At 31.7% G+C, this 24053-nt stretch carries 25 protein-coding genes, 1 pseudogene and 1 riboswitch; of the genes and pseudogenes, 6 read left to right on the top strand and 20 right to left on the bottom strand.

What is annotated here, in order from left to right; genetic code table 11:
* Positions 1 to 287: 287 nt before the first annotated feature.
* The 4 genes and pseudogenes from BG05_RS18275 to BG05_RS18260 form a co-directional block, all read right to left on the bottom strand.
* Entirely contained in the window at positions 288 to 1139 is an 852-nt protein-coding gene (locus BG05_RS18275; RefSeq protein WP_002127646.1) for a Cof-type HAD-IIB family hydrolase, read from the bottom strand.
* A gap of 177 nt (positions 1140 to 1316) precedes the next feature.
* Positions 1317 to 1895, bottom strand: coding sequence for a cysteine dioxygenase family protein (locus BG05_RS18270; RefSeq protein WP_002127647.1), 579 nt, complete (start codon positions 1893 to 1895; stop codon positions 1317 to 1319).
* 114 nt (positions 1896 to 2009) lie between these two features.
* Positions 2010 to 2876, bottom strand: a pseudogene (locus tag BG05_RS18265) (cytochrome P450); the annotation flags it as partial.
* A gap of 93 nt (positions 2877 to 2969) precedes the next feature.
* Positions 2970 to 3272, bottom strand: a complete 303-nt coding sequence (locus BG05_RS18260) for a hypothetical protein (protein ID WP_000717614.1) — start codon at positions 3270 to 3272, stop codon at positions 2970 to 2972.
* A gap of 257 nt (positions 3273 to 3529) precedes the next feature.
* Here BG05_RS18260 and BG05_RS18255 point away from each other — a divergent pair, with 257 nt between their 5' ends.
* Both BG05_RS18255 and BG05_RS18250 read left to right on the top strand, forming a co-directional pair.
* Positions 3530 to 4051, top strand: a complete 522-nt coding sequence (locus BG05_RS18255) for a DinB family protein (RefSeq protein ID WP_003189507.1) — start codon at positions 3530 to 3532, stop codon at positions 4049 to 4051.
* 206 nt (positions 4052 to 4257) lie between these two features.
* Complete coding sequence (locus BG05_RS18250; RefSeq protein WP_087944696.1) at positions 4258 to 4674, top strand: PadR family transcriptional regulator; 417 nt, start codon at positions 4258 to 4260, stop codon at positions 4672 to 4674.
* A gap of 102 nt (positions 4675 to 4776) precedes the next feature.
* Here the strand turns inward: BG05_RS18250 and BG05_RS29815 are convergent, their stop codons facing one another.
* The 6 genes from BG05_RS29815 to BG05_RS18220 all read right to left on the bottom strand — a co-directional run bounded on the left by BG05_RS29815 (position 4777) and on the right by BG05_RS18220 (position 10136).
* A complete protein-coding gene (locus BG05_RS29815) occupies positions 4777 to 4932 on the bottom strand; it encodes a DUF1540 domain-containing protein (protein WP_000046089.1) in 156 nt (51 codons plus the stop codon).
* Between the two features lie 73 nt (positions 4933 to 5005).
* The gene (locus BG05_RS18240) at positions 5006 to 5635 is read right to left on the bottom strand and encodes a Vat family streptogramin A O-acetyltransferase (RefSeq protein WP_002127653.1); all 630 of its coding nucleotides are present in this window, start codon (positions 5633 to 5635) and stop codon (positions 5006 to 5008) included.
* Positions 5625 to 6908, bottom strand: a complete 1284-nt coding sequence (locus tag BG05_RS18235; protein ID WP_003189501.1) for an MFS transporter — start codon at positions 6906 to 6908, stop codon at positions 5625 to 5627. Before BG05_RS18235 ends, BG05_RS18240 begins: the two co-directional genes overlap by 11 nt.
* Before the next feature lie 267 nt (positions 6909 to 7175).
* The gene (locus BG05_RS18230; RefSeq protein ID WP_002168262.1) at positions 7176 to 8411 is read right to left on the bottom strand and encodes a cytochrome P450 family protein; all 1236 of its coding nucleotides are present in this window, start codon (positions 8409 to 8411) and stop codon (positions 7176 to 7178) included.
* A gap of 160 nt (positions 8412 to 8571) precedes the next feature.
* Positions 8572 to 8976, bottom strand: a complete 405-nt coding sequence (locus BG05_RS18225; RefSeq protein WP_002127656.1) for a hypothetical protein — start codon at positions 8974 to 8976, stop codon at positions 8572 to 8574.
* A 155-nt stretch (positions 8977 to 9131) separates the two neighbouring features.
* A complete protein-coding gene (locus BG05_RS18220) occupies positions 9132 to 10136 on the bottom strand; it encodes a DUF1835 domain-containing protein (protein WP_002013147.1) in 1005 nt (334 codons plus the stop codon).
* A gap of 286 nt (positions 10137 to 10422) precedes the next feature.
* Between BG05_RS18220 and BG05_RS18215 the strand changes: the two genes are divergently transcribed.
* The 3 genes from BG05_RS18215 (at position 10423) to BG05_RS31590 (ending at position 11691) form a co-directional block, all read left to right on the top strand.
* Complete coding sequence (locus BG05_RS18215; RefSeq protein WP_002127657.1) at positions 10423 to 10635, top strand: hypothetical protein; 213 nt, start codon at positions 10423 to 10425, stop codon at positions 10633 to 10635.
* A 237-nt stretch (positions 10636 to 10872) separates the two neighbouring features.
* Positions 10873 to 11328, top strand: a complete 456-nt coding sequence (locus BG05_RS18210) for a MarR family winged helix-turn-helix transcriptional regulator (protein ID WP_003189497.1) — start codon at positions 10873 to 10875, stop codon at positions 11326 to 11328.
* Between the two features lie 171 nt (positions 11329 to 11499).
* Positions 11500 to 11691, top strand: coding sequence for a hypothetical protein (locus tag BG05_RS31590; RefSeq protein WP_000369808.1), 192 nt, complete (start codon positions 11500 to 11502; stop codon positions 11689 to 11691).
* 38 nt (positions 11692 to 11729) lie between these two features.
* Here BG05_RS31590 and BG05_RS31120 read toward each other — a convergent pair whose 3' ends face one another.
* The 9 genes from BG05_RS31120 to BG05_RS18165 form a co-directional block, all read right to left on the bottom strand.
* Positions 11730 to 11867, bottom strand: a complete 138-nt coding sequence (locus BG05_RS31120; RefSeq protein ID WP_002168260.1) for a hypothetical protein — start codon at positions 11865 to 11867, stop codon at positions 11730 to 11732.
* Between the two features lie 39 nt (positions 11868 to 11906).
* A complete protein-coding gene (locus BG05_RS18200) occupies positions 11907 to 12089 on the bottom strand; it encodes a hypothetical protein (RefSeq protein ID WP_033708104.1) in 183 nt (60 codons plus the stop codon).
* A 1096-nt stretch (positions 12090 to 13185) separates the two neighbouring features.
* Positions 13186 to 13953, bottom strand: a complete 768-nt coding sequence (locus tag BG05_RS18195; protein WP_002013140.1) for a DUF3959 family protein — start codon at positions 13951 to 13953, stop codon at positions 13186 to 13188.
* A 210-nt stretch (positions 13954 to 14163) separates the two neighbouring features.
* Positions 14164 to 16545 carry a pPIWI_RE module domain-containing protein gene (locus BG05_RS18190; protein WP_003189489.1) on the bottom strand — a complete coding sequence of 794 codons (2382 nt, stop codon included), beginning with the start codon at positions 16543 to 16545 and terminating at the stop codon, positions 14164 to 14166.
* A 331-nt stretch (positions 16546 to 16876) separates the two neighbouring features.
* On the bottom strand, positions 16877 to 17563 hold the full coding sequence (tenA, locus tag BG05_RS18185) for a thiaminase II (RefSeq protein WP_002032475.1): 687 nt from the start codon (positions 17561 to 17563) through the stop codon (positions 16877 to 16879).
* Between the two features lie 124 nt (positions 17564 to 17687).
* Positions 17688 to 17793: riboswitch (TPP riboswitch) on the bottom strand.
* A gap of 73 nt (positions 17794 to 17866) precedes the next feature.
* The gene (locus tag BG05_RS18180) at positions 17867 to 18781 is read right to left on the bottom strand and encodes a D-alanine--D-alanine ligase (RefSeq protein ID WP_002185707.1); all 915 of its coding nucleotides are present in this window, start codon (positions 18779 to 18781) and stop codon (positions 17867 to 17869) included.
* 4 nt (positions 18782 to 18785) lie between these two features.
* Positions 18786 to 20234, bottom strand: a complete 1449-nt coding sequence (pdxR, locus tag BG05_RS18175; RefSeq protein WP_003189486.1) for a MocR-like pyridoxine biosynthesis transcription factor PdxR — start codon at positions 20232 to 20234, stop codon at positions 18786 to 18788.
* 96 nt (positions 20235 to 20330) lie between these two features.
* Complete coding sequence (locus BG05_RS18170; protein ID WP_002127667.1) at positions 20331 to 21356, bottom strand: homoserine dehydrogenase; 1026 nt, start codon at positions 21354 to 21356, stop codon at positions 20331 to 20333.
* Between the two features lie 86 nt (positions 21357 to 21442).
* Positions 21443 to 22684, bottom strand: a complete 1242-nt coding sequence (locus BG05_RS18165) for an esterase/lipase family protein (protein WP_003189482.1) — start codon at positions 22682 to 22684, stop codon at positions 21443 to 21445.
* A 279-nt stretch (positions 22685 to 22963) separates the two neighbouring features.
* Between BG05_RS18165 and BG05_RS18160 the strand changes: the two genes are divergently transcribed.
* Positions 22964 to 23305 (top strand): DUF3914 domain-containing protein, encoded by a 342-nt coding sequence (locus tag BG05_RS18160; protein WP_002127670.1) that lies wholly within the window; start codon positions 22964 to 22966, stop codon positions 23303 to 23305.
* 75 nt (positions 23306 to 23380) lie between these two features.
* Here the strand turns inward: BG05_RS18160 and BG05_RS18155 are convergent, their stop codons facing one another.
* Entirely contained in the window at positions 23381 to 24052 is a 672-nt protein-coding gene (locus BG05_RS18155; protein WP_002127671.1) for a lipoprotein BA_5634 family protein, read from the bottom strand.
* Position 24053: the final 1 nt, after the last annotated feature.

Genomic DNA, 24053 nt, shown 5'->3' with positions numbered 1-24053 from the left:
AAAGTGCCCCTAGGTATATAGCTGTCGAATAATTATTCAAACAAATTCTATTTTTCAATTAAAAACAGAAAATAATATGGGATTGTTACGCGCTGCTAGTAGCAGTATAAAAATACAATAACCGTAAAATTCACAAAAGTTTCACAACTTTCATGAAAAATATAAACATTTATTCCAATATATTCTATACAATGAGTTGTAATAAGGCTTCTATGAATCTCATAGAATACCTTACCCCTAATAAAAAGAAAAAAAGAATCTATTTGGATTCTTTTTTTCTTTTTTTATTACATTACATATTTATATAAAGCATGTGCGACACCATGTTCTTCATTTGTTAACGTTTCGTATTGACACATCACTTTTATTTCTTCAACTGCATTTCCCATTGCAATTGATATATTTGCTTTCTCCATCATAGAAACATCGTTTAAGCCATCGCCTATTGCTACAGTGTTTTCAACTGGAATATTAAGATGTTCTGCTAAAGTATATAATCCATTTCCTTTTTGAGCATCTCGATGATTAATCTCTAAATTATGCCAATAGGAAGATGTAATAGCTAAATCCGTATTATGCAGAAATGTTTCTTTTAATTTTTTTAATTTCTCTATGTCATAAGAAAACGGTAAAAGTTTATGCACATGTATATCCATTTCTACAATTGGTTTACAACTTTCTGTACTATGAAATGCTGTATGCTCAAGGTATAATGCAGCAATCGTTTCTAACTCTTTCAAGTTGAAATTTTCTTTTGAATTCTTTACATACTCGATTTCATTTCGTACACTCTCTACGCCATAATCCGGTACATACACACCTTTATTAGTATAAAGCTGATAATACAAGCCATTCTCTTCAAGATATTCTACAATCTCAAGTGCCTGCATATTTTGAATTGGATATCTCTTCATCATTTTCTTATCTTTATAAATAAGGGCACCATTTTCCGCAATAATTGGACACTCTAAATTAACTTCTAACAATAATCGTTCAATATCAACGATAGAACGCCCTGTACAAATAGCTACAACATGGCCTGCTTCCTGACATTTTCGAATTGCTTCTGCATTTTCTTTACTTATCATTTTATTACCGGAAAGAAGGGTTCCATCTAAGTCAATTGCTATTAATTTCATTATTTCTTCACCACTTTCTATAAATACACGAGATTTATTTAACGAAAAGGTATCGTTTTCATATTGAGCTCGTTAAGTACTTCTTATTTATAATTTATGAAAAGCGTTTCAGGTCAAGAAATAATTAAAAATAAAATCAAAAGCTTTTCTCTTTAAAGAAAAGCTTTTGATTTTAAACTATGAACTATAACTAATATATTTTGTCTCACACATATACACATTCTTTTCTTCAGTTGGGAAATATACTTCAAACTTTTCTAAACGTTTTCCGTAAATATGAATCGTGACAACGCTTTCGCATTCAGCTATTTTAAGAATATGACAATCAGCTGGTGGAATGACTTTATCTGTTTCTCCTTCTCCCAAATAAAGATTTCCTGTATGGGTTAAATAAACAAGTGAATTTTCAAGCTGCTTAGTTTGTATAAAGTTCTGCACCATTATCCTTCCTGAAAAAACGCCTTCTACTCCCCATGTACCATCATGATCATGTAAAGGTGTAGATTGTCCATCTTTCCATACAAGAGCTAATACTTCAAATCGCTTTAAAGGATCTTCATATAACAAGTGTCGTGCATATTGAGCCGAATTCGCCTTCTGTTTTTCTAGCGGAAGCCATGTTTTTTTTTCTAAAAGTTCTTCTAGTAATTTTTCAATCGCACAAACAATTTGATCTTCTAATAAATTACTATCAATTAAATCCGTTACAGCTTTAATAAATGTTTGAAACGTTTTACTTCCATTACACGTTAACATAAGCATCCTCCTCCACTCTTCTTTCACACACTTCCATACTAAATAGACCACTAAAAATTTACAATTGAGAAATAAAAAAACAAGGTACAGTAATTTTGTACCTTGCTGAACGTTTTACCTAGTTTTCAAAAGAATAGGTAAGTATTTTAATGTTTGTTCATTTTCTAATATACATTTTTCTAAATTGAACGATGGAGATAACTCTATTTTTTCAAAGGCATTTATAAAGGTAGTTAATGCAATCTCAGCTTCTAAACGTGCAAGTGGCGCCCCTAAGCAAAAATGAGGACCTTTACCAAAGGTTAAATGCTTTTCATTTCCTATTCTGTGTAAATTAAATTTAGAAGCTTGTAAGAACTTTTTCTCATCTGAATTTGCTGCACTAACCCACGTAACAATCATTTGATCCTTTTTCATAAAAGGTCCAAATATATTTGTGTCCGCTGTAATCCTCCTAGCTAATGTTATGGGAAAGCGATAGCGTAAAACTTCCTCAATCGCTTTTGAAATTAACGTAGGTTCTTTTCTTAACTCTTTATATATTCCAGGTGAATCTACTAAAAAGCAATAAAAGCTGTTAATAATTAAATTTGTAGTTGTTTCATTACCTGCCGCTAATAAACCTAAAGAAAAAGTAACTATTTCTTCATCGGTTAATCTTTCACCTTCATATTCAGCTCGTATTAAATCTGAAATAATATCGTCGGTTAAATGATATCTTTTCTCTTGAACAATTGGAAGCAGGTACGTTTTAAATTCATTTAACGCAATTCCTTTTTCTACATCCAAATCGTTAAATTTTTCTTTACTATATGGCATAAATAAAATATCAGACCATTCTTTAATCTTTTTACGATCCGTTGTTGGCACTCCTAATAAATCGGATATGACGGTAACAGGTAAAGGTGCAGCAAACTCTTCAACGATATTAACCTCACTATATTTTCCGATATTTTGTACAAGTTCATTTGCGATAGACTGATATGTAAATATAATAAAAAACGAATGATTAATAGAAATATTCTACGCCACTCGTTTTTTATCGGACTTCTTTTTACTGTACTTTTATTTTCTTTATGAGTTATTAGAAAAATAATTGTCTATATAAGTCTTTATTTTTTCAAAATCCTTTTCCATAAATAAGATTGCTGGTACTTCAATTATTGGAAGATTATTTTCATTATCAAAAGGTGGACACGGTTTGGGAACTACCAAATAGTCAACTGAGTTTTTATCCCTAATATAATTAATTGAAACATCATAATACTTAGAAAAATATTCCTTCAAATCATCCTGATTCCTTAAAAATGGTAGAGAAAATATTGAACCATAATTTATACCAGCGTCGACAATTAATACAAAGCATATTTTTTTCATGATACACCCTCCTCGTATAATAAGTTTTAAGTTAATAACTGTTCCTTGAAAATTAAATAGTTTTTATCTTCAAGAGCTACATCAAAAAAATGATGTATGGGTAAAATTTAGTCTTGGATAAGGTAACACTGATAAAAACAGGTTTCCTTTTTCTTTATATTCAATTAAATTATATCATTATTTTACATGAATTTTCAGACTTTATTTTTTTTATTTTATTGGTAAACTTATGCTTAGCATGAATTGGAGGGATATATATGATAGATTATAGAATAATTTCAAAAGAAAACTATTCAAATAAGATTGGAGAGCTTGTAACAATGCTTGAACATACAAGAGATGTTACATTGAGCGAAATCTCCAATTTAAACCAAAGTGATTTAGATTTCTTACCAAACGGTAGTTCAAACACTATTGGTTCTCTCTTATCACATATTGCAGCGATGGAGTTTGTTCATCAAGTTATCTCGTTTGAAAAAAGAGATTTAACTGAAAGTGAATATCTAAAGTGGCGAATTTTTTTAGAACTTGGAGACAAAGCAAGGGAAGGAATAAAAAAGCAATCTTTAGATTATTATTTGAATGAATTATCACAAGTTAGAGAAAATACACTAACATATCTGAAATCAAAACAAGATAGCTGGTTATTCGAGGAAAACAAGTGGGATAATGGTGTGCCTTATAATAATTACTACTTGTGGTTTCACGTTATGGAAGACGAAATTAATCATCGTGGACAAATAAGAACAATTAAGCGATTGATGGGAATGAATAAATAAATCTTATTCAACCAAAGGGTGCTTTACTTGAGAAAGTCACTAGAAGAGTCAAATGATAACTATGAACTGCCCCCAATTGCTAGGTTTTGTTTAACAATTGGGGGCAGTTCATTTATAGCGCATAGGTAATCAGCTTTTTGTTAATCATGAGGTAGATATTTTTAACTAAAAAACCAATAATGGAAATATATTGCAGCTTATGACCCATTTTTACACGTATCTCGGCTGAACCCCATAATACACTGTATCCCGCTCTTCGGCGCTTCGAAAATATGGGGGCTATAATTAAACAAATACATAAACAAGTCGGAAAGCCGAATCGAAATATGTACGACATAACTGAAACAGGAGAAGAAATTTTTTCTGAAATGTTAAGAGAGTTTCCCGAAAAGATTGCGACAAATAACGCTGAGTTCCTTGTGCGTATCGCGCTATTTGAAAAACTTGATTACGAAGCTAGAAAAGAAATTTTAACAATACGCCAAGACGTACTACATAAACAACTTACTGCTATTCAATCTTTACATGTTAGCTCATCTTTTATTACAGAAGTCATTGAATTTAGTAAATCACGTATTGAACATGAATTGCTCTGGATTGCATCACTTATGAAGAAAATATGAAAAAATAAAAAGAAAAGTTAAAAACAATGAATGAAAATGAGATTTATTATCAATACTATAATTAATAAAAGGGCAACCACGATTTGGCTACCCTTCAAAAATTTATACTTCTGGATCAAAAGTTTTGCAATCTGTTTCTTCAGTTGTAGATGCATGTTTACCTTTATGACTTACTACATAAATTGCATCTGCACTACATTTATTGCCGTTAGCCCAAAATTTACAGTTGTTTACTTCACATAAAACGTCTTGTGCCATAGTATCACACCTCCTTGTTCTATTATCATTAACAAAATTCGGAGGTATGATACTCTTTGTCATGCATTTTTTATTACCTTTTTAACTTTCTTAATGGTTCAATATCTCCTTGTACAATAGCATCTATATTTTCGGTTATTTTTTCAATGTCAAAATGCCACCATTGAATTTGCAATAATTCTTCTATTATTGTATTTGTGAATCGTTCCTTTATTTTATTTGCAGGGTTTCCGCCAACAATTGTATATGGTACGACATCTCTAGTCACAACAGATTTAGCTGCAATGATTGCACCATCCCCTATTTTTATTCCGGGCATAATAGTTGTATCCATACCAATCCAAACGTCATTTCCTATAACTGTATCACCTTTGTAAGGTAAATCAGACAAACTAGGTGTATATTTCTCCCACCCATTTCCAAATATATTAAATGGATATGCCGAAAATCCATCCATCCGGTGATTCGCTCCGTTCATAATAAAGGTAACTCCATTTGCAATACAACAAAACTTTCCAATGGTAAGCCTATCCCCAATAAATTCATAATGATATAATACTCGATCTTCAAATGTTTCTCCATCTTTCGCATCATAATAAGAATAGTCACCAACAAATATATTAGATTTCGTTATTGTATTTTTTATAAAATGAACGTTTTGATTTCCTTCAATAGGATATTTAACATTTGGATTAGGATTCATGTTGCACAGCACTTCCTTTACCATTCATTTCACTTTCTACTGCTATTACTGGCTTTAAATTGTATATAGGTAAAATAAACAATAATCCAATTATAAATAGTAGAGCCGTCCCCTCGTACATCGTACCTAATGAAAACATCTCCTTTAAGGAACCAGCTATACTCATCGTTACTACCATTGAACCGGTGAATAGTGGACTTAAAATGCCGTTCACGCGACCAATAAAATCGGTATCGCTATTTTGAATAATGAGCGTATTAATACCAATTTGGATACATGGAAGAGCTAAACCACTAAAAAGTTGTGCCGTAAGTGTCACCCATAAATTTGTGGAGTAGCCTATAATACCAATTCCAATTGCCTGACCGAGCATCCCTACAATTAACATCTTTTGGGGAGCAACGTTTTTCGCAAATACCATCGCTAAAGCCCCGCCAACAATCATTCCCGCACCATTTACTGTTAGTAACCATTGTAAACTCTCTTTTGATAACCCTAACTGCTCAGTCACAATAAAAATGCCTAGTGGCTGAATTAAACCTATACCTAGTCCAGCTGCCATAAAACAAAACCCTAGCAAAGTTAATGCTTTTTTCTTTTTTACATATTTAATACCATCCAGCATTTCCTGTAACAGCGTAATTTCTTTCTTCTCATTATCATTCTCAAGATCTTTCGGAAGAAATAACAACACAGCTGCTGCAAGTAAAAAAGCGATACCTGTTATGATGATTGAAGTATAAATTCCAAAACTATGAAAAATAAATGTTCCAAGAATCGGTCCTAACACCATAAAAATCGCAAATATTGTTTGATATATAGACATCGCTAATTGAATTTGTTCCGTTGATAAATGCTGTTTAAACAACTTCATACCAGATGGTTGAGAAAACTGCGAAAGGATTGCAGAAATAAGCGTCACAAAAAACACGATTTTCCACGTTCCAAACATAAGAGTAATTAATACAGCGAATACGGAAATAGAACTTAACGTCTCACACCATATCATTGTCTTCTTTGGCTTCCACCTATCAGCAAAAGTTCCACCAATGAATGAGAAAATAAAAATGGGAGCAAATTCAGCAACCGAAATCATCGAAATAGCAAAAGCATCACCTTTCGTCATTTCCATAACATAAAGTAATATCGCAAAGTTACGAACCCAAATACCAACTTGTAAAAATAATGCTGATGCTAGAATCCCTTGCACAAATCGATTTTTTAATACTTGTGATACCCCATGATTTTGTTTCGTTTCTGCAGTCGTCGACATAAAAAATCCTCCTATTTCGTGTTCTGAACAGGAGGCAGCACAAATCATATGAAAAGACTATATATTCGCAGTGCGAAACACATCCCTTTTCTATACATGCACATACTAATCCTATTCAGAAGAATATTTCGTTTTTTAACGAAGATCTCTTACAAATAGAATTAGTTGATCATTGGGATGTTTTCACCCTTCCGTTTCGAATTTAAATAACACATACATACTCTATGTTAATCATTTGTCATGTATGCATGTCTCAATATAACTATTCTAAAAAGACAATGGTAATTCCTCTAAAGAACGCATTAAATAATTACCTTGCCAATTAATTTTTTCACGCTCACCTTTTATTTGTAACGATGGCATCCGTTTAAACAAAGTAGTAATAGCAATCTTTGCTTCCAACCTAGCAAGTGGAGCGCCTAAGCAGAAATGGCTACCATGCCCAAAGGCAATATGACGGTTATTTTCTCGTGTAATATCAAATACTTCTGGGTTTTCAAATACTGTTTCATCACGGTTTGCTGAAGCTAATGCGATAATAACCATATCTCCTTTTTGGATTGTTTGGTCATGAATTTGAAACGGCTCAGCCGCCCATCTTGCAGTTGTCACCTCAACTGGAGAATAATAACGCAATCCTTCCTCAATAGCTGAATCAATTAATTCCGGATTCTCTTTTAATAACTGTAATTGCTTCGGATTTTCAAGAAGTGCTAATACCGTATTTGTTATTAAATTCACTGTCGTCTCATGTCCTGCTACAATTAATAACATGATCATTGAATATAGCTCTCGAGCACTAAGTTTATGCCCTTCATTTTCTGCAAGTATTAGCGCACTAACCAAATCTTCTTTTGGATTTTTTCGTTTTACATCAACTATATATTGGAGATATGTAATAAACTCAGATAGTTGTTTTTCGGTTTCTTTTATTTCTTCAGGTGTTTCTGGCGATGCAATGACAGCATGAGACCAAATTCTAAATTTCGCTTGATCCTCTTTTGGAATTCCAAGCATCTCACTTATTACAATAATCGGTAATGGGAATGAATAATCATCCACAAGATTTAATGTACCTTTTCGCTCTATCTCATTTATTAAATCATCCGCTACTCTCTGAATTCTTCCGTCTAATTGTGAAATCATCTTTGGTGTAAAAGCTTTTTGAACTAAAGATCGTAAACGACTGTGATTAGGTGGATCTGAATTTAACATGTGCGTTGTTAAATGATCACTATTGTCAACAGAAAGATACATGTTCTTTGTATCTTGAGAAAACACATTTGCCATATCTTTTTTTAAACGATTATCTTTTAAAAGTGGCAGAGCATCTTCATATCTTGTAATGAGCCATTCTTTACCGATTTCAACTTCATTTACAAATAATATAGGTTGCATTTTTCGTGACTCTTTATAAATTTCATATGCATCTTCTTTAAACTGAGCAGAAGCTAAATTAATGCCATCTTCTATTTTTCGGCCAACCTTATTTTTAATTGACATTACATTCCCTCACTCTCAATTATTTTTAAAAATCAACCCAATATTTGAATTATACTTCAATAAGAACTGAAAAATTGTAAATTTTCAATTAAAATCTTACTTCTAATATTGAAAAATAAAAAAGTGAGAGAGTAAAATCATTCTACCCTCTCACTTCCCATTATGCAAAGCACATAAAATTACTAATTTGTTGATATCGATAACTTACTTTACGGCGGCGACCAGCTTGCCAAGTGTAGCCGGATACCCCACTTCTTCTTACTTCTGTCGGAAAAAACCATAAGTCTCTTCCGAAAGGTCCAGGACGATGCAAACGTAAATAGCCCCATCTTCCTAGACAGTTACACATCCATGATTTCATATTCCCTGCTTGTGCTGGAGAAGCAAATGTGGATGGTAAAGACGGAGCTTGTGACGGTGGTGGTGACGTTGGAGCATCTTCCGCATCATCTGGTCTATAATCTTCTAGTTCAACCTCTCTAACTTCGATATCAGGTTCATATCCGTATTGTTGTGGATTATAATACATCGTTTGATCATATGGATAATTTTGTTCGTTATACATATTAACAAATCACCTTCTTTTCATTCATTACCTTTAACATTCATATGTGATATGACACCTATCGGAAGCTTATGTATAGCCCAAATTAAACTAAAAAAATAAAGCTCGTATCTTTTTTTCAAAAATACGAGCTTTTTTATAAACGGAATATATTATTATTTTTTCAACTTCACACTATAAAAACGCATTTCCTCTAATAAACCTTCAAATTCAAATACCTCTTGTTTAATTAATACTTTCAAGCGATACTCTAAGAAAGTATCCCCAACTAATTGCTCTACAAGGCCAAGCGCTTCACCAATTACTCTCGGAGCTTTAAGGAAGTCTTTATCAGCACCTACTTTTTTCGCACACTCAATAATGAATTGGTCAAAATATTCTTCTTGTACAGAATGCACTTCATTGTCTTTCCAAACTCTTAAAAATTCCATGCTATTCGATAAACTATCCCACTCGTGTTCAAGATTCACTCTACTTTTTTTAGTTAAAAACGGTGATTCTGCAAAACTATTTTGGAAAGTAGCTAAACTTTCGGGCGATAATTCTCCCGTTCCACGTATATCATACTCTTGGTTTAATATTTCTCTACTCATTTCAGATGTATTAATGATTCGAATATTTTTCTTGCCTTTTAATTGCGCCATTACAAAACAAAGGCCTACATGTTCATGTGCGTTATCTGCCTTCCAAATGGTAATCGGTGTTTCATTAGGAATAGAATGTAGCTCTTCTAAAGTTTCCATAAATTTTGGTAAATATTCTTCTTCAAAATAACTATCATAAGAAGTTAAGTTGTTTAATAACCATTGCTGTCTTGCGAGTTGCCCTTTATTCGTATGTAATTGATTAATCGGTCCAATTGAAAAGAATTCAGAGAATGCAACAACACTCTCCTCAAATAGTTCTTCTTGACTTAACATATATTTTAAACACCCAGTTGTTGAATCATCAAAAGCGATATGAATGTGTGTACTTTCTTTTACATTCTTTTTATAAGATGTATTACTCGTTAGTTGCTTAGGTATACTTATCAAGTGTTTAATCGTATCTTCACTATAGTTCTCTTCTAATAAATCTAATTGTATAAGAATGCTTTGCAGTAAATGTTTTGCTTCATCTTCGTACATATCCTCTACAACATTTTTGATTTTATCTATCATGTAAATCCCTCTATTCCTTACTAAAATAACGTAGATTATAGTGTATCATTTTAGTAACGGTGTTTTAAAGTTTTTTATAGATTATATCTAATTATAATTTCATATTAGTACAGTGATATATTAGCGTTAATTTATGTTTATTTCGTATAGATGTTAACATTTCAGTACACTTCTTCTATTACACATCACTTTCACGATATTTTTTATTTATTTTTAAAACGCTTTGTAAATTCTTTTATTTAAATGTATATTTATATAGAAAATAAAAATTACAGGAGCAATATCTATGGAGAAAGTACATACTTATTACAAACATTATTTAAAAAATTGGAGATTTATGTTCATTTGCATATTACCTGCTGTTGCTTTATTATACACTTTCGATGTCATCTTTGAACTACTGTTCCACCAAGATTTCTACTTGTCTAATTTAATATCTGCCATAATATTATTTTTATTATTTATTAATATTAAAGATAAGTTTCAAGTCAAAGATTAAAGAAATTTATGATAACTTCTGTTTTAATTTTGAATACTTTATTTTTGAAAGTGCTCTGCTTTATCAAAAGGTGATGCGACGTTCATCACCTTTTTTTATTTCTACAAAATGAATTTTTTATTAGGTTTTTTATCAATATCGTTTATTGACTTTCCCTACAATTTGATTCAAAATAAAATAGTTCAGCAATGAACAATTTCGAGTTGAATTATTTTAAAATGAAAGGAAGTTATTACTTTGATTCTACATAAACAAGGTATCAAACAAGCCAGTGAAATTGTCCATTCATTTGTAAAAATAAACAAAGAAATTATAAAGTTTACTCATCAAAACGCTTCTACGTTAGGATTAACAGTTCAACAAATGGGCATCTTAAATTCAATTTATGCAACTCCTAATACTACTCTTAAAGATATCTCAGAACGCCTTTCAGTTCCTAAAAGCACAATGAGTGTAAATGTAGATGAGTTAGTTAATTTAGGATTAATTGAGCGAAAACAATCACATGAAGATCGTAGAGAAATACAATTAAAAGTAACAACAAAAGGACAAGAAATATCTAAGAGATCCATTGAAAACTCTACTTCTTATAAAGCAATGGAACTAGCACTAGAACAACTGTCTGAAGAAGATATCCAAATCTTATTACGTATCCATAATGACTTACTAAATTCTCTACAACATTTTAAATAATTCGTCTCAATCATTTTTCAAAACCAATCTGATTTTTTGTTTTTGATTTATGAAACAGCTAGCTTTTGCTAGCTGTTCTTTTTATGGTTCTTTATCATTCTCTTGAGATTAAATGACTAGAACAAGCATACCTTGTCATATGTTTTAAAAAAGATAAGGGACGTGACAACATTGGATAACAATAACAATCAATTTGTTTTTCATACAATAAAAAGTTCGGCAATTAAAAAATTTGTAATTATCGACTTAATTACTGGAACAGGAATTTATTGGACCGTAAATTTCATCTCCTCAAGTGCATTACTTGCAATTATTAGTTGTGTTTTGGGAACAAAAAAAATAAAAAAAATGCAACAGTCTTAAAACTCCAAACAAAAATCTATCTGACCAAAATGAAATTTCTATAACAAACCGTTATGTTTCTGCTTGCAATCTTTATAGTAGTTTTTGAATTGGTGTCTTTCCTTTTTAAATATGCCCTTATATTTCTTTAGAAACTCATCATCCGACATAACTTTCACGTCAACGGTTTCAGGCATTTTCTTCATCCTATTTAATTTCTCTCATACCGTTTCCCTTCACTTGTCCACTTCTTCTTTATCTTCCCAAATCGGTATTTTTTCTTGTCCACCTCTTTTTTTCGGTTGTATATCAAGGGATCTATCCAACTGGTGTAACTCTTCACCAGTTGGGCACGCTTTATTCATTAGCTGAATGACTGTAATAACAACGTCTATCTTTTCGCTCGATGATATCGTCAATTTCGTATGTGACTTGAGTTCGTTATTCTTTTATTAGTCTCATATCATTCATCTACAAGGCTACCTTGATCGCCATATTTAGTGCTTTCGATTAGTTAGCCTCTTTTATATTCCACGTAATTGTGTGATATTCATTATTTTTTCCCCTTTGCTTCACTGATTAACTAAGTGATTTCATATACACCATATAGAATATATTCCACCAGACTTCACTCCTTGAATACTTTTCAAAAAAACAATACATACTATTTTCAAGCCGCTGTATCCACGGCTGGTACTTCTTTCTTTTGTTACAGCGAAGCAGATAGGTTCTTCACTTATCTGCTTTCTCTGTATATTTTTAAAAACATCGTAAACACTACCTACAAGCTGTTTGAACTATCAACTTCACTCTTCTTGTAATGGGAAAGCAAATTATCACAATTGACTAACTCATTCGACTAACTGGCAGACAACTAAAATTGCTGTCTGCTTTGTGTATGAGATTTTATATTTTACATATACTAGTTTTGAACCTGTAGACCAATACGAGCCATTTTGGTGTTTTGAATTTCCTTTCTTGGGATAAGTATATTTTACTTATCCCTTTTTTATTGTATAGATAAATACACTTAGGTTAACAATAATTACAAGCAGATTTTCTGTTTATTCGTAGTTCTAAACCAAAATGTTTTTCTCCTTTAATGGACAGTAGGTACGACTGCTTGTCCTTTTTTATTTATATTTCATACGCTCTTTTTTGACTGCTTCGAATCACTCTATCCTCTTCATCGAAATAAATAGCCCTAAATAAGAATGACCAATATGCGGTACTATATCTCCATCAAATAAAACAAAGGGATTTTCCAAATAGTCGATGTTTGCAACCATATAAAATAGGCAGTTTCTGATTACCCAGAAACCGCCATAAAGATTTGTTAAGTATTAATTTCTTCTCATTACTAAAATGTATTATGTAACTACTAGTAGTTTATATATTTCACTGGATAATTGCTAATAAACATGTGAGAGATAAAAAAGCACACAGAGGAATATATAAAACCCCTTAATGATTTATCAATTCTACGATAAATCATTAAGGGGTTAACTAATTTTACTATGCATTATGCCTATTTCTTCGACGTTCCATCCTTGTTTGTCCTTGGATAGCTTCTACTTTATATTGCGGTTCTTGCTCTATCATTTGATTTGATTGAGCCGGTTCATCATAATTACGCTCATAAATTGTTTCTGGTGTTTTTCGTTTAGAAGATTTCCCACCAAACTTTAATAATTTTATCTTAAACTTTGGTAATCTAGGAATACGAATTTTAAATGTTGGTTTGTTGCGTTTCTTTTTTTGTTTAAATATATTTGTATTTTCAACTTTATTATCTTTTTCTTTTCGATGTAATAACATCGCAAGTAATCCACCTAATATAAGTCCTCCAACTAAAAGGAGAATATATAAGTAATGGCTTGTCATTAAACTAGTCATACGCTCAAGTATGACTAACGACTGTACTTCTTTTATATCCCATAGTAAGGCGGTCCATAATGAGAATAAGCCCAAAGTAAGCCCGTATGTACGAAACCGGAATAAACACGGAATTAACGCAATGCAAGCGGCGATTTTCGCGTTCGCTATTATTGAACTTATTGAAATATCCTGATTCCAAATGACTAACAGTAATGTTATAAATGGTGCATACGCTATCCAGCTACATATACGTGAATATATCTTTTTCGCAAAGTAACTACCGAAACTAGTAAAAAATAAAAGTCCTCCAATAAATAAAGATTGTTCAAGAGGGATTTGCTTTAACATTCCTGCAATTGGAAAGAGGCCGCTCAGTAGCATTAATAATACATCTAATTTCTTCACAATTCCCCATTCCTTTCAAATTTTCTTTTCAATTAATAAAAATCGCTTTTCCATATGATGTAGTTTTTGTATTTCTAAAAAACATCTTAATCCTGTATGTAAATAAAGTAAATACGTAAAAGAAAAGATACATGACAAAGGATAGCCTTATTTACATGAAAAAATGACAAATCCTGCTCATTATTACTAGCAGGATTTGTACACTATTATTTATATTAATATCAATGTATCTTCTTTTTCTAAAATTATTACATCTTCATCTAATTCGTCATTGAATTCTTTAAACTCCCTTGAATCAATATCGGTAGTATAATTTTTAATTAATTTAACCATATGCATTACATACGTATTATGAGTATTTTGTTCTGAGAGCAAGGTTGATTTACAGCACATGTAATGTATCATTTTGGCGATTTCTTCTCTCTCTTCAGATTTTACACCAAGCGGGATAACTTCGAGTATGTACTGCTGTACTATCTCATTACAATCTAATTCGTATGCAGCCGTGCTATAGTAAATTCCCATTTGATCTACAAATAATCTCGTTTCATTCATAACATGTTCTTGGTCTCTAACAATATAGTTCGGTACATCTGAGTTAGTATTAATTCTAATTATGTTTATATCCTCTTTTAAATTTGAGATTATTTCAGGTGAACCCTCAATATTAACGCTTTTATTTTGCAATTCCTCTATCCAATATTTCCTCATATTGGCATCTACAATAAAATAAACTTCTTTATTTTGTTTATGTGCATCTTGTGAAATTTCAACTAATGTTTCTGACATAAATTGTTTAAAACTGACTCCTATATCATTCCTTTTTGATGGTTGTGGTAAAAACACTTTATTATTACCTATATTTAATAAAGTATGATCAATTGTGCCCCATTCTTCTTGACCATATAATTTATATAATATTTCTCTCCCATTTATTTTTGAAAAAATAGGTAAGAAATCATATTTAGACATTTTCTCAATTGATAAATTTACAATTATCCCCGGTAATTTTATCTTATTCCAACTACACTTTAAGAACCCCTTTTGTTCTAACAAACTAAGAATGGCATTAATAATTTCTTTTTTAGATACACTTTGTCCGATAAATAAATTAATAAATGCTGAAATACGTTCCGTTTGAGCGAATCCTTCCCGAATAATTTGCTTTGGATTAATTTTTTCGCGACCATCACAATTTTTTATTGCAATTAATGCTAATTTCATTTCATTTTGCTCACCTGCCGTAGCATGTACAGCTTTTACGACATCGTCTACTAGTTTCTTTTTGTTTTTATGGCTATATTGCATTCTATATGGATTTTGTAACAATTTCCTAATGTTATATCTTACTATTTTTAACAACACCGGATTGTCTGCATTTAATACATAGGAGGAATCTCCGTTTTGAGCTAAAACTATTTTGCTATCTAATAACGCTTGTTCTATCTCTATTACTATATCATCTGACCATACTTCTAACGTAATTGAGTCTAATCCCTTTGGGGCAAATAAAGGTAATAACTCATTCTCATTATTAGTTAATACATTTTCACATTCTGGAAGTAACGTGAAATATGGGCATATTCGTTGGAATTCATTAAAAAGTTCCTCTTTTTCTCTTACTTTTATACCAAATTTTATTTTTGTTCCTTGAACTTTATATATATTTTCGTTATATGGAAGAAGCACTCTTATCTTTGTTCCTCTAATATACTCTTTCGGACATTGGAGAATGTTCTCTAATTTAACTTCTCCCCCTATCCTATAATCATCTTTTAAATTTCTAAAACGTTTAATCCACTTTATTCCTTTTACAGCTTGTTGTACTTTTAACTTTACAAATCTTTGCTTTTTATTATTTGATTCAAATTCAGGAGTTGAAATCAGTATTTGGCTCCGCTTTCGCCCTAAAAGTATAGGGATATCTTTATGATTATATTGTTGATAAAACCTCCTAATCCCTACAGATACTTTTAATAGCGGAATATTCTCACCTCCACGAGTTACGTATTCAAACCGATATACATAAGAGAAATAATCATGTGTTTCTTCATCTTTAATTGGCTCAGACATCGCTTCAGAAACATGTTGTGATCGCAGTGGTGAAAAATATATTTCTTCCTCATTTTTATTTTCCATACGTAAAGGCTGTTCGCAAAAAATATGAGTAATTAGAGCTGGTACCCATTTAGAAAACGTTTTTTTATCATGTAATGCTGGTAAATTACTAATTAAATCATACTGCCATTCTAAATGTGGTGGATCTATTAATTTATTAGGTTTCCAATCATGAATAACCTCATACCAGCTTTGGAAAATATAGTCTAACTGTTCTTGTTTCATTGGTTCTTTTGCTACAATCCAGGGCGTATCTTCCTTTAATATATATGGATTATGCTGAATGAATAATATATCAGAAAACATTTCATACAATCTTTCATTTACAAGTTTTAATTTGCTCGTTAATAAAAATGTTCTATAATGTATCTCTACAATCTCAAGCCATTCAATAGGAAAATAAATATACGATACTTTCTCATTATAGAGGGGTTCTACTATATTTTTAAATGCTAATAACTGTAATTTTTCCATATTATTAATACTTCCTCTCTTAATTTATATTGATCATGAGTAATACTAGAAAAGATACCAATTTTTTAAGCATTAACGAATCAATTTTTAACCAAGCACATTAAAGGAAATAGCTAAATTACATTTGGTTATACAAATAAAACATTATTAAAATCAAATTAATATAAAGTAACTATTAACATATAACTACCTCCTTATGGGACTTTATATTATAAAATCATTATAATGAATTATTATATTTTTTATCTATGATTTACAAAAAAATTACAGAAACTAAATATAATAAAAGGTATCGCCTCTTTATATAGCGATACCCTTTATACACTCTTAATTAAATAACACCTTTAACTTCTTCATTCACCGGCCATTTTTCTAATGTATATGCCATTTCCCAAAATGAATATTCATATTGACTACTAAAAATAAAATGTTGTCTCATACGATTACGGTCTGCCTCTGTTACTTTTTCAGCGATCGTATCTAATCGTGTGATTTGCTCTTCTACTAGAGTACGGAACCAATCAGATCCATATGCAGAAATCCATTCTTGATAAATTGGCTCTTCTGGTTGACATTCTTTTAATCGTTCACCGATTTCATAATATAACCAATAACAAGGTAAAATAGCCGCAATAATATCTCCTAAATGCCCTTCATAAGCTGCACGATACATATGAGATGTATATGCATATGCAGTTGGCGCAGGAATAAAATTATCTTTTTCTTCTTTTGTAATCCCTAATTTCTTTGCGAAATTCTCATGTAATGATAACTCAGCTTCATACGTATTTTGTGCATGGTGTGCCATACGAGCTGTCGTTTCTAATTCAAGAGCCTTTGCAGCACCTAACGTTTGTACTCTAGCAAAATGACTCAAATAATAAGAATCTTGAAGCACATAATATCGAAAACTAGCTAAATCTAATGTTCCTTCGCCTAGTTTTTTTACAAAAGGATGGTTAAAACTTGCTTCCCAAATTGAATCTACTTCTTTACGTAATGATTGTGAAAAAGTCATTTAATCCCCTCCAAATAATGTAAAAAATATACGTATTTATCCACAATTATTAAAGCTGTAAAATAAAAAAACTTTCTTTACAGGCGTAAAGAAAGTGAAATTGACAGTATTTATTCGTTAAATAGCAACGTCTTTCCCACTTCCCTACGCTGGCATTAACCAGATCAGGTACTAAGAGTCTCAAAATTTCATCTGATCTCAGCCTATAAAAGGCCCCCCTAGTGGACAAATATTTAGTTGTCGTATTGTAATTATCATAGCATAATTCGTGGAACTGTCAAAAGAATTAATTACATAACTACCTTAAAAACCTTCTTCTTTCCTTACTTTTAATGAAGTTTCAATTATCATATCTAATAGTTTGCTATAATTAATTCCCGCTGCTTCCGCACTTTTTGGCAGTAAACTTGATTGTGTCATCCCTGGTAATGTATTAACTTCCATTACATATGGAATTCCTTCCTTCACCATCATATCAACCCTTGCATAAACACTACATTTTAATGCTTTATAACAAGCCAGTGACGCTTTATTTACACGTTCCTTTATTTCAGCTGGAAGTTCGATAACTTCTTCAACTGTACTAGTATCATCATATTTTGCATTGTAGTCAAAGAACACAGCAGCATGTCGAATCGAAATGATAGGTAACTGTTGCCCATCAAAAATTGAACATGTAATCTCGTCACCTTTTATATACTTCTCAATTACTACTTCAGAATCCCATTCGAATACAGTTTCCAGCATAGAGGTTAATTCATTTTTATCATAGACAATCTTAACTCCAACACTTGAGCCGCCAGAGTTTGGTTTTACCACTAACGGAAATCCTAATTTATCTAACTCCTCAAGCTTTAGATCCTCCATTTTTGTAAGTTCAATCCAATCTGGTGTTTCTACTCCTTCATAACGCAAAATCTTTTTCGAAATATTTTTGTCCATACATATACCGCTAGATAACATATTGCTACCGCTATAAGGAATACCTAAACTCTCTAGCGTCCCTTGAACTGTACCATCTTCTCCGTACTTTCCGTGTAATGCTAGCAATGCAAAATCAATGTCTTTCGCTTTTTCAATTAAATCCATTTTTTCATTTAACGTAATTGGAACGATTTCATATTTACTCTTATCTAAATGTGCAATCATTTCATTCCCAGTCATAATTGATACTTGTTTTTCAGAGGATACTCCTCCCATAATAACGCCAATTCTCATTTTCTCAACTCCAAGTTTCATTTTTTAAAGTTTCACCAATTATTTGAATCCCGCTAACAATTTCCTGTTCTTTCAAACGTGAAAATCCTAATCGGAATGTGTTCGCTCCTCCTCCATCAGAGTAAAAAACATCTCCAGGAGAAAACGTAACTCTTTTCTCATAACACTTTTGTAAAAGTGTGCGGGCTTGAATTTTTTCTTCCAACTCTATAAACAAATGAAGTCCACCGTCTCCAGTCATTCTTTTAAACGGAATGTACTGATTACACGCCCCAACAGCTAACTCATATTTTTTCTTATAAACAGATCTTGCTTTTTTTAAATATTTTTCAAAATATCCTTCATGTAAATATTGAAACAGAACAGCTTGATCTAACGTAGATGTGTGAATGGTTCTGGCTCTTTTAACACTTTCTAAATAATGTATCAGTTCTTTATCTGCAATGATCCAACCTACACGTAAACCAGGGAAAAGTACCTTTGAAAAGCTACTAATATAAATCACATTATTACCAGCCCCTGCAAAAGTTAATAATGGCGATAAATGTGAACCCGAATAACGTAATTCTTCATTAAACCCATCCTCTATAATAGGGATCTTGTATTTTGAAAATAACCTCATCAATTCCGTTCTTTTCTCCGAACTCGTAACAATACCAGTTGGATTATGATAAGAAGGGATTAAATACGCGAAATCAAAATCCTTTTCACGCAAACTTTTTTCTACTTCATTCGTATCAATACCATCATCATTCATATTAATTCCATGAACTTCAAGTCCATGTAAACGAAAAAGCTTCAATGCAGCATGGTGAGTTGGGTTCTCACAAATAACACGCCCTGATTTCTTCGATAAAGAAGATAACACAATATCTAATCCTTCTGTAAATCCATTTGTAATTAGAATATCTTTGTTCGAAATATCTACACCTTTCATTTCCATGTAATGAAGTAAATAATTCATTAACGGTCTATAACCTTTTGCATATCCGTAGTTCAATACGATATCCCCTTCAATGGACATACGAGTAAGAAAAGCTCTTTTGAAATTTTCAACATCAAATAGCTTTTCGTCCGGGGCTATACTATTAAAAACAATCATTCCTTTTTCCCAGCGAACTCCATGCTTCATTAAGTCTAATTCATCCGCTAATATGGTAACTGTATTAAGTTTATTTTTCCAATCTATTTCAACAGACGAGGTGTTACTTATATCCACCTTCGCAACGAAATTTCCTTTTCCTTTAACTGCATAAATGAGTCCTTCTTGTTCTAAATCCGCATATGCAGAGAGTACTGTATTTCTGCTCACTGATAATAATTCACTCAGTTCCCTTGTTGATGGGATTTTTTGGTCCCCCAACAAATGCCCTTTCATAATCATCTTTTTTAAATAATCCTTTAATTGAATATAAACGGGACGATCTTTTACAACTTTAAAATCTTTAAACAATTTCTTACCCCCTGCAATTATTTTTGCATATTTATTTCATTCTCAAAAGGTCCACTACATATGTATTTTTTATTAATAGCGGTACGGTTATAAAGCCTATAAATCATTTCGATATAAATTGATTACATCTTTTAAAGCAGCTGCTGCAGCTCCGCGTGGATTAGAAGCTCCACCAATTGTAGTGACTTGTCCCATTGTATCTGTAAAGAACGTAATTCCTTTTTCCGTGCCATTTATATTTGCTAACGGATGTTCTTTCTCTAAATTACAAGGTTGTACACTAAGGTTTACTTTTCCATTATCATCTTTATATGCTGATGCAATTAATTTAATTGATTTATTTTGTTCCTTTGCATTTTGAATTTGTTGCGTTGTAACGTGCTCTATTCCGTTTATTTTTATATCTTTGAGTGAATAATCGTTTCCCATTAAACTATTCGTCAAAAGTAATAATTTACAAGCGCTATCCATCCCGCTTATATCTAATAACGGGTTAGTCTCCGCAATTCCTTTATTTTGTGCTTCTTGCAATGCTTCTTCAAACGTCTTATATTCTTCATGCATCTTTGTAAGAATATAATTTGTTGTCCCGTTCAATATTCCTTCTATTTTTTCAATATGGCAACCTGCTAAACTTAGTTGTCCAATGTCTAATGTCGGTAACGCCGCGGCAGTTGCACCGCTATATCGAATGCGTGAGCCTGAAATACGTGCTGCTGTATTCAGTTCACTCCAAGCTGTAACAAGTGCACCTTTTGAAATAGCTACTATATCCATTTGATTTTCAATAGCTTGTTTCATATACTGTTTCCCTGGATTTCCATTTTTAAGATTTGTAGCAGTTGATTCAACCAATACAGTACCATTTATATTAATCGTTCCGCGTTCCTCTGGATAATGTTCGATATATTTTTCAATTGCAGCAGAACCATCACCATACGTCAATAAATCATTAATCTGCAAACCTTTCCCGTTATGTATTGCAATATTTCTTCCTATCACTCCAATAACAACTAAGTCAATTCCATATGTTTCATTTATATATAAATATTTTTCATTTAATAATTTTATAAACTCTCTTCCTACTGTCCCATATCCTGATAATACAATTTGAATTTTCATAATATCCCCCCATATTTTTATACCAAATCCCTCTTTCAATATAATATAAAGCGCCCTCGAATTCCATCGAGAGCGCTTTATATTATCTATTTCGGTAGACGTGATAATTTTCCAACAATTGTTCTATAAAACTCTTGAATGTTAGAAAAACCTAACGTGTCTGAAACACTAAGCCCTACCATATCAAGATGGTCCCAATTTGCTTTCGTTTCAATATGATTCCATTTTCCAATTTGTAAAGACTCATTATTATTTACAAAAGTATTAGACGCAGGCGCAATCATAGAATTTGTATTTACTACACCATCGTTTTGCCACCAAGAAGTATCTATTAATGGTCGGTTTTCTTCATATCTTGCATAAGAGCCTAAGAAGAATGCATTCCCCATTAGCACTTTATTCATTGTTATATGCGGTAGATGCAAACCTGTGATAGGTGCTGCTTGCGATGCATGTCCACTATAGGATAAGTAATATACATCCGATTGCGTCTTTACCCAATTATTTAACTCCTTTGCTCCATCAGTACTTAAATCCCATTGACTAATATCTTTTGTATTCTCCCAAATTGAACTATTTAAAATACGATCAGTATATTGGAAAAAGGACTCTCCAGCATATTTTTTCATACCCCATTGATCCAATTTAAAATCATATAATGTTAAATTATTGTTTCCTCCTAAGCTTGCAGCTGTAATGAGAAAATCTTTAACGAATGGCAATAGAAGACTCCCGTCTGCAAGTGTTGTCCCATTATGAGGAGTTGCTAATGTTGTAACACTATGAACATACGATTTACCACCTTCAAATAGTGGTGATATCTTTGTGTTCGGATGATTTTTCATATAATTTTTTTCTTCATAACTTCCTTCTTTTAATAGCTGTACTAATGTTCTCGTCGTTTGTCCTCCCATACTATGCCCAACTAAATGAACTTTATTTGTTTCACTCCAATTCGGTGCAAAACCACTATATGTTCTACCAAAACGATTATGTCCATGTTTCTCAGCATGTGCCGCACCATAATCTACTGTTCCACCGTTAATTTGCGCGTATAATTCACATGCACGGTCCCAATTACTAGAAACAGGGCCAACAGCAGCCGTATGAACTGTATAACCATTTCTTTTTAAGTCTTCCTGTATATCATGAACACCACCCCAATATTTCACCCCTAGCATTTCTTCCCTACCCCATCCAGCAAATCCATTCACTAAAATGATAGGATAATTATTTTGTTGTCTCTCTTCAGCGTAAGTTGTTTTCGCTGCGAATGAACAAACAGTCACTAATGTAAAAAAACATACTTTTAAAAATAAATTCCCCATACTTTCTCCCCCTAATTAAACGCTTTCATTTTTCTGTGAAAAAGATTGACACAATCAGTTTTTAACTTAAACATAATGTAAAGTATTTTATATACGTTGTATATATAGAAAACATATACAAATGTTGATAAATATTAATTCTAGTAAGCATTTACTTTTCATAACACAACTTGTAAATCTGATTATTTGAATTTATAATTAAATATAGTTTCCTCATGTTAAATGGATTTAAAAATCATAAGAAAACTAATTTCATTGCTTGAAAAGGAGGAAAAAAGCATGCAAGTCGGATTAAACATTCATACATTAGCTCAACCTTCTAAAATAACCCCATCTAATCTTGAGCATAATACTATCTCTTCTACTAAGCATGAAGATAAGAAATCTAATGATCTAATCAAATTTGATATTCGTACATCTGAACAAGAAATGAAACAAGCGGATCATAAATTTAGCGAATTAGACTTATGGAAAATGCTAAAAGACAAAGGTGTACCTTTATGGATGATTTTAGAAATGTTACAGAAATTTCGTAAAGAAAAGGAATCTCAAAATGGTTCGGTTCAACATTCAAATGCGATTGAAGAAACGAGCGAGACTCGATTAAATGAAGTCATGTAAACTATGTTATCTGAATGGTCTATAACTAAAAAGAGTTCAAGGTTGATAGAAACTTTATCAACCTTGAACTCTTTTTTAAGATTTTTCTTCAATCGTTAAAAACTGAACTGATACTTCTCCCTCAAAATCTTTAATTAGCTTTCTTACTTTTACATTTTCATTAACCAATGTATTATCTGTCGACATTTTAGGTTTTTCGTCACCTAAAGATTTTTTTAATTGAAGAAGATGCATTTTTGTTTCATTTGCTTTTATTTCCTTATATATATTATTTTTGGATACAATCACATACCATTGCGTTGGATAATTACGCTTGTTACCTATCCAAGCGTCACTATTGTATATGACAGGGACCTCTTTTCCTTCTAATTTAATACTTTTCAAAGTCTTTTCATCTTCTTGTGCAAACAGTAGAGAACCCTCTTTTGGGAATTTCGGTAACGTATTTACAGGCATAAAATTGGAGCCATTATCTCGTTTACGGAAAACTTTAGCTTTAATCAATGCTTGTGCTGTAGACTCATTTAAAATTAATACCTGTCCGTTTCCATAAGTACCTGTTTTCACAGAAAACACTTCATTTTCTTTCGTAATTTCTTGATAACGATTAATAATTGGTGAAATTTTATTTTCATTTCCAATGATTAATAAACCGTTTGCAGGAAATGGATTCTCCTTTTTAGAACATGCACTAAAACTTATTAATAGTAGTATCGTTAACATAAAAATAGTTAAAGTTCTTTTCATC

The sequence above is a fragment of the Bacillus mycoides genome, assembly GCF_000832605.1.
GTDB lineage: Bacteria > Bacillota > Bacilli > Bacillales > Bacillaceae_G > Bacillus_A > Bacillus_A mycoides.
The sequence above is the reverse complement of the archived record's forward strand: the minus strand, read 5'-3'. Positions and strand labels throughout refer to the sequence as shown.

Excerpts from the sequence above, each read along its gene's own strand:
- BG05_RS18160 (WP_002127670.1), top strand. The coding sequence starts at position 22,964 with ATGCAAGTCGGATTAAACATTCATACATTAGCTCAACCTTCTAAAATA.
- BG05_RS31120 (WP_002168260.1), bottom strand. The coding sequence starts at position 11,867 with ATGCCTGAAACCGTTGACGTGAAAGTTATGTCGGATGATGAGTTTCTA.
- BG05_RS18165 (WP_003189482.1), bottom strand. The coding sequence starts at position 22,684 with ATGGGGAATTTATTTTTAAAAGTATGTTTTTTTACATTAGTGACTGTT.
- tenA (WP_002032475.1), bottom strand. The coding sequence starts at position 17,563 with ATGACTTTTTCACAATCATTACGTAAAGAAGTAGATTCAATTTGGGAA.
- BG05_RS18155 (WP_002127671.1), bottom strand. The coding sequence starts at position 24,052 with ATGAAAAGAACTTTAACTATTTTTATGTTAACGATACTACTATTAATA.
- BG05_RS18215 (WP_002127657.1), top strand. The coding sequence starts at position 10,423 with ATGGAGAAAGTACATACTTATTACAAACATTATTTAAAAAATTGGAGA.
- BG05_RS18230 (WP_002168262.1), bottom strand. The coding sequence starts at position 8,411 with ATGTCAATTAAAAATAAGGTTGGCCGAAAAATAGAAGATGGCATTAAT.
- BG05_RS18235 (WP_003189501.1), bottom strand. The coding sequence starts at position 6,908 with ATGTCGACGACTGCAGAAACGAAACAAAATCATGGGGTATCACAAGTA.
- BG05_RS18260 (WP_000717614.1), bottom strand. The coding sequence starts at position 3,272 with ATGAAAAAAATATGCTTTGTATTAATTGTCGACGCTGGTATAAATTAT.
- BG05_RS18170 (WP_002127667.1), bottom strand. The coding sequence starts at position 21,356 with ATGAAAATTCAAATTGTATTATCAGGATATGGGACAGTAGGAAGAGAG.
- BG05_RS18270 (WP_002127647.1), bottom strand. The coding sequence starts at position 1,895 with ATGTTAACGTGTAATGGAAGTAAAACGTTTCAAACATTTATTAAAGCT.
- BG05_RS18220 (WP_002013147.1), bottom strand. The coding sequence starts at position 10,136 with ATGATAGATAAAATCAAAAATGTTGTAGAGGATATGTACGAAGATGAA.
- BG05_RS18180 (WP_002185707.1), bottom strand. The coding sequence starts at position 18,781 with ATGAGAATTGGCGTTATTATGGGAGGAGTATCCTCTGAAAAACAAGTA.
- BG05_RS18275 (WP_002127646.1), bottom strand. The coding sequence starts at position 1,139 with ATGAAATTAATAGCAATTGACTTAGATGGAACCCTTCTTTCCGGTAAT.
- BG05_RS18225 (WP_002127656.1), bottom strand. The coding sequence starts at position 8,976 with ATGTATAACGAACAAAATTATCCATATGATCAAACGATGTATTATAAT.
- BG05_RS18240 (WP_002127653.1), bottom strand. The coding sequence starts at position 5,635 with ATGAATCCTAATCCAAATGTTAAATATCCTATTGAAGGAAATCAAAAC.
- BG05_RS29815 (WP_000046089.1), bottom strand. The coding sequence starts at position 4,932 with ATGGCACAAGACGTTTTATGTGAAGTAAACAACTGTAAATTTTGGGCT.
- BG05_RS18255 (WP_003189507.1), top strand. The coding sequence starts at position 3,530 with ATGATAGATTATAGAATAATTTCAAAAGAAAACTATTCAAATAAGATT.
- BG05_RS18190 (WP_003189489.1), bottom strand. The coding sequence starts at position 16,545 with ATGGAAAAATTACAGTTATTAGCATTTAAAAATATAGTAGAACCCCTC.